Source organism: Nitrosophilus sp. (assembly GCF_982775275.1).
Genome location: NZ_CEXZHP010000114.1, coordinates 1 through 5,025, shown reverse-complemented (window position 1 = coordinate 5,025; position 5,025 = coordinate 1). Strand labels below are relative to the sequence as shown.

Below are 5,025 nucleotides of genomic sequence, written 5' to 3'. Positions count from 1 at the left end.
TTCCGCAATGCCTCACAAAAGAAATCCGGTGTTAAGTGAAGATTTAACAGGACTCGCAAGAGAGATAAGAAGTATGGTCATTCCGGCTTTAGAAATGTAGCTTTATGGCATGAAAGGGATATTAGCCACTCTTCTGTTGAGAGATTTATCTTGCCAGACGGCTTTATTACTCTTGATTTTGCTCTTAATAGATTAAATAACGTTTTGGCAAATCTAGTTGTTTATCCAAAAAATATGATGAAAAATTTAAATTTAACCGGGGGACTTGTTTTTAGTCAAAGAGTTTTATTGGAGCTTCCTAAAAAAGGGGTTAGCAGAGAAGATGCTTATAAAATAGTTCAAAGAAACGCGATGAAAGTATGGGAAGAGATACAAGAGGGACATCCACCGCTAAATGAAAAAGGGGAGAGTTTATTTTTACAGTATCTTTTGGAAGATAAAGAGTTAAGAGAAAAGATGAGCGAAGAAGAGATAAGAGAGTGTTTTGATTATAGTTACTATACAAAAAATGTAGATAAAATTTTTGAGAGGGTATTTAAATAGGGGGAAAAATGTTAACAGTTATCAAAAGAAACGGAAGAATAGAGCCGCTTGATATATCAAAAATACAAAAATACACATCAGCAGCCGTTAAAGGATTAGAAGGGGTTAGTCAAAGTGAACTCGAAGTTGATGCAAAGATTCAATTTAGAGACAGGATTACCACTGAGGAGATACAGCAAACTTTAATAAGAACGGCGGTTGATAAAATAGATGTAGATAGACCAAACTGGACCTTTGTAGCAGCAAGGCTTTTTTTATATGATCTATATCATAAGGTAAGCGGATATACAGGATATAACCATTTAAGAGAATATTTTGAAAAAGGAGAGAAAGAGGGAAGAATAATTCCTGGATTAAAAGATAAATATGATTTAGATGATTTAAACGCATATATAAAACCTGAAAGAGATCTTCAATTTACCTATCTTGGGATTAAAACACTTTATGATAGATATCTTTTAAAAGATAAAAACAACAATCCAATAGAGCTTCCACAACATATGTTTATGGCGGTTGCTATGTTTTTAGCTCAAAATGAGTTAGACTCTCAAACCTGGGCAAAAAAGTTTTATGATATTCTCTCAAAATTTGAGGTAATGGCAGCAACTCCAACCCTATCAAACGCAAGAACACCAAGACATCAGCTAAGCTCCTGCTATATAGGCTCAACTCCGGATAATATAGAAGGTATTTTTGACGGGTATAAAGAGATGGCGCTTCTTAGTAAATATGGTGGAGGAATAGGCTGGGATTGGACGCAAGTTAGAGGAATGGGAAGTTATATCGATGGACATAAAAACGCTGCTGGAGGTATCATACCTTTTTTAAAAATAACAAACGATATAGCTATTGCGGTAGATCAGCTTGGAACCAGAAAAGGAGCCATTGCGGTATATATTGAGCCTTGGCATATAGATATAGTGGACTTTTTGGATTTGAAGAAAAACTCAGGTGAAGAGAGACGTAGAGCACACGATCTTTTCCCAGCCCTTTGGATAAACGATCTTTTTATGAAAAGGGTTGAAGAGGATGGGATATGGACGCTTTTTGACCCATATGAGACAAAAGATTTGACAGAGGTTTGGGGAGAAGAGTTTGAAAGAAGATATCTTGAGTATGAAAAAAGAGATGATATTATCAAAGAGAAGGTTAAAGCAAAAGAGCTTTGGAAAAAGATACTATTGAGCTATTTTGAGACAGGTAGTCCATTTTTATGTTTTAAAGATAATGCAAATAGATGCAATCCAAATGGACATTTTGGGATAATAAGAAGCAGCAACCTTTGCACCGAAATCTTTCAAAATACAGAACCAAACTATTATAAAGTAAAAGTAAAATTTGAAGATGGGACTTTTAAAGTTTATGACGAATTTGAAGATGTGGAGGTTGATGGAGGTATAGTTAAAAAAGCCAAAAAAATAACAGCTCTTGATAGTATAGATGGTAAAAGAGTATTTATCGTTGAAAAAGAGAAAATTGACGGGGCAACCGCCGTGTGCAATCTTGCAAGTATAAATTTAAGCAAGGTAAATAAAAAAGAGGATATAGAAAGGGTTGTTCCGATAGCTATAAGAATGCTAGATAATGTTATAGATCTAAATTTTTATCCCCTTGAAAAGGTTAAAAACACAAATTTAAAAACAAGAGCGATAGGCCTTGGGGTTATGGGTGAGGCTCAGATGCTCGCAGAAAACAAGATAGAGTGGGGGAGCGATGAACATTTTCATAAAATTGATGAGATTATGGAGGCGATAAGTTATAACGCCATAAAAGCGTCTTCAAATCTTGCTTTAGAAAAGGGAAAATATCCAGAATTTGAAGGGTCAAACTGGTCTAAAGGTATTCTTCCGATAGATAGAGCAAATAAAGAGGCAAAAAAACTTACTCCCAACAGAGGAGGACTTTTTGGATATACGTATGATTGGAATGAATTAAGAGAAAAAGTAAAAAAAGATGGTATGAGAAACGGATATTTGATGGCGATCGCTCCGACAAGTTCTATCTCGATTTTAACCGGAACAACTCAGACTATAGAGCCTGTTTATAAAAGAAAATGGTTTGAAGAGAATTTAAGTGGCCTTATTCCCGTTGTAGTTCCAAATCTATCTCCTGAGACTTGGGCATACTATACGCCAGCATACGATTTGGATCAAAGAGTTATAATTAAAGCGGCTGCAGTTAGACAAAAATGGATCGATCAAGGACAGAGCGTAAATATTTTTATAAGGTTAGATAAAGCAAGTGGAAAATATCTCCATGAGATATATACTCTTGCATGGAAACTTGGATTAAAATCGACATATTATTTAAGAAGTCAATCTCCAGAGGTAGCATCTGATGTAGCCGATAGAAGTATGGAGTGTTTAGGATGTCAATAAGATTGATCGAAGGAGATATTACAACTTTAGATGTTGATGTTATTGTAAATGCCGCAAATCCATCTCTTTTAGGAGGAGGTGGCGTAGATGGGGCTATCCATAGAGCTGCGGGTAGAGAGCTTTTAAAAGAGTGTAAAACTCTTGGGGGCGCAAATCCCGGAGATGCAAAGATTACCCATGGATACAATTTAAAAGCAAAATGGATTATTCATACGCCAGGGCCTATATATAAAGATGGAAAGAGCAATGAAGATAAAATTCTTGGAAGATGTTATGAAAACTCATTATGCATAGCAAGAAGTTATCATCTAAAATCGATAGCTTTTCCATCTATTAGCACGGGTGTTTACGGATATCCTATAGAAGAAGCCAGTAAAATTGCTTTAAATAAAGTTGACTGGTTTTTAAAAGAGTGTGCCTATTATGAGATGAAAGTGATATTTGTTTTGCATTCTAAAAAAGATTTTAATATATATATTAAAAGTGCTGATGAACTTGGAATAGATTATGAAGTGTAAAGAAAAACTAAAAATTTTGAATATTATGTAATGTTTGAGAAAGGAACCGAACCTCCTTTTAGTAGCGATCTTTTAAAGGAAAAAAGAGAAGGAATGTATATATGTAAATGTTGTAAATCCCCTCTTTTTAGCTATCAAGCAAAATTTGATTCAAAAACTGGATGGCCAAGTTTTTATCAGCCCGTTAATAAGAGTGCTGTGAAAGAGAAAAGAGATACGAGCTTTAATATGGAAAGAGTTGAGATATTGTGCAGTAAATGTAATGCACACTTAGGGCATGTTTTTACAGACGGCCCGCCTCCTACGTATCTTAGATATTGTATTAACGGAATATGTTTAGAGTTTGTTCCAAATTAAATTTTTATAAAAAAAGGAGAAGAGATGAAACAGATTCAGCTTATGGAAAAATATCCCGTTTTTGTATTGGAAGTTGATAAAAATGAAACAACATTCAAAAACGCTGACGAGATTATACACTATTTAAAAGAGAAAGTTTACGAGCATAAAATTGCGGAATTTATCGGAGTATTTGAGCATTATATGCATACCAAAAATTTGGAAGAGGGAAGTATAGCCCAAGATATATGTGATGCTAAAAATATAATATTTTGTTTTGGAAAACAGCTTCCAAAATGTGAGGTATTGGCTGTTAGACCAAGAAGTATAGGCGTTTGCGAAAAAAAAGATAAATTTATAATCTCTTTTATGGAAGCGCCAAACGCAGAAGGAAACGCAGCAATGGAGGAGTGGGTTAAAAATATTAAAAATAGATAACGATACGGAATTTTCCGTATCGATTTTAAATATCGCATTTTTTTATAAATTCATCTACATCTTCATACACTATAACAGAGTTTTTAAAATTTTCATCTATAAATGAACAATTTAACATCTCTTTATACATTTTGCCTATTAAAAAAATTTTTATATCCGGTTTAAAACCTCCATATTTAAGTGCTAAAACCATAAAAATTTCATTTAATGTTCCTATGCTACCAGGTTGGGCTATAAAAATAGAGCTATCTTCGATTAATGTTTTTAATCTTTCATATAGATTTTTGCATACTATTTTTTTCGATAAATATGGATTTTTTGGTCTAATTTTGTCAAAAAGCTCTATAGTGACCCCTATACATATTCCATTTGATCCATATACGCCTTTGCTTACCGCTTCCATCAATCCCTGATAGCCGCCGCATTTGACAATATACCCTTTTTGGGACAAATATTTGCCAAGTTTTATACCTTCTTTATACTCCTTTGTCCAATTTTGGATTTTTGAGGCACCAAAGGTAGTAGCAACTTTCAATTTAAATCCTTTTTGCTATTTTATTTTAAGCACAAAATTTTATAATGTTTTACTTAAAATAATAATTGAGTGTTCTGAAAAATTACTAAATTTCGCTCAAGTTGGATGCGATTTTTGCTAACGCAACATTTGAAAATTTTATTAAAAAGTGCAAACGCAATAGCGCCCCTTCGGGGTTAAGTGCACTTTTTTTGCCTCACGGCGAACATAAAATTTTCAAATTGTCCGAGCGAAGCGACAACCCCGCAGGGCAAAGCCCGAGGACAAAATCGCAAAG

5 protein-coding genes and 1 pseudogene are annotated in these 5,025 nt (G+C 34.0%); 5 read left to right on the top strand and 1 reads right to left on the bottom strand.

Annotated elements, in window-relative coordinates; genetic code table 11:
• The 5 genes and pseudogenes from AC30RD_RS06285 to AC30RD_RS06265 all read left to right on the top strand — a co-directional run.
• Positions 1-543: pseudogene (locus AC30RD_RS06285) on the top strand (adenylosuccinate lyase); the annotation flags it as partial.
• 8 nt (positions 544-551) lie between these two features.
• Entirely contained in the window at positions 552-2,921 is a 2,370-nt protein-coding gene (locus tag AC30RD_RS06280; RefSeq protein ID WP_489493514.1) for a ribonucleoside-diphosphate reductase subunit alpha, read from the top strand.
• On the top strand, positions 2,912-3,439 hold the full coding sequence (locus tag AC30RD_RS06275) for a macro domain-containing protein (protein ID WP_489493512.1): 528 nt from the start codon (positions 2,912-2,914) through the stop codon (positions 3,437-3,439). The genes AC30RD_RS06280 and AC30RD_RS06275 overlap by 10 nt, the downstream gene beginning before the upstream one ends.
• Before the next feature lie 30 nt (positions 3,440-3,469).
• Positions 3,470-3,796: a peptide-methionine (R)-S-oxide reductase MsrB gene (gene msrB, locus AC30RD_RS06270; protein WP_489493511.1), complete on the top strand. Its 327-nt coding sequence runs from the start codon at positions 3,470-3,472 to the stop codon at positions 3,794-3,796.
• Between the two features lie 24 nt (positions 3,797-3,820).
• Positions 3,821-4,213, top strand: coding sequence for a DUF6858 family protein (locus AC30RD_RS06265; RefSeq protein WP_489493510.1), 393 nt, complete (start codon positions 3,821-3,823; stop codon positions 4,211-4,213).
• Positions 4,214-4,238: 25 nt separating this feature from the next.
• On the opposite strand, the gene AC30RD_RS06260 is transcribed toward AC30RD_RS06265, so the two are convergent.
• Positions 4,239-4,748 (bottom strand): LOG family protein, encoded by a 510-nt coding sequence (locus AC30RD_RS06260; RefSeq protein ID WP_489493508.1) that lies wholly within the window; start codon positions 4,746-4,748, stop codon positions 4,239-4,241.
• Between the last annotated feature and the right edge of the window lie 277 nt (positions 4,749-5,025).

Bases quoted from the DNA above. Each gene is read 5' to 3' on its own strand.
- AC30RD_RS06265 (WP_489493510.1), top strand. From the start codon at position 3,821: ATGAAACAGATTCAGCTTATGGAAAAATATCCCGTTTTTGTATTGGAA.
- AC30RD_RS06275 (WP_489493512.1), top strand. From the start codon at position 2,912: ATGTCAATAAGATTGATCGAAGGAGATATTACAACTTTAGATGTTGAT.
- msrB (WP_489493511.1), top strand. From the start codon at position 3,470: ATGTTTGAGAAAGGAACCGAACCTCCTTTTAGTAGCGATCTTTTAAAG.
- AC30RD_RS06280 (WP_489493514.1), top strand. From the start codon at position 552: ATGTTAACAGTTATCAAAAGAAACGGAAGAATAGAGCCGCTTGATATA.